General features: G+C 68.4%; 1 protein-coding gene. It reads left to right on the top strand.

Going from position 1 to position 234, the window contains the following annotated elements; translation table 11 throughout:
* On the top strand, positions 1–234 hold a 234-nt coding region (locus tag KVT32_RS31675), incomplete at both ends, for a 3-hydroxyacyl-CoA dehydrogenase family protein (protein ID WP_254637110.1).

The raw sequence follows: 234 nt of genomic DNA, 5'->3' as shown, positions 1-234 counted from the left end.
GTCAACTTCTCGGTCACGCAATCGGTGCACGCCGCCTATTACGGCGACCAGCGCTACACGCCCTCGATCCTGCAGCAGGAGCTGGTGAACGCCGGCTTCCTCGGCCGCAAGACGGGCCGCGGCTCCTACCGCTACGGCACGGACGCCGCGAAACCGGCACCCCGGATCGAACCGGCGCAGGAACGGCCGAGCACGGTCGGCAACAGCGTGCGCCGCGAGATCACCAACAGCATC

The organism is Achromobacter sp. GbtcB20 (assembly GCF_019091095.1).
GTDB classification, from domain to species: Bacteria; Pseudomonadota; Gammaproteobacteria; order Burkholderiales; family Burkholderiaceae_B; genus Achromobacter; species Achromobacter mucicolens.
Note: the sequence above shows the minus strand (reverse complement) of the source record. Positions and strands in the feature narration are given on the sequence as shown.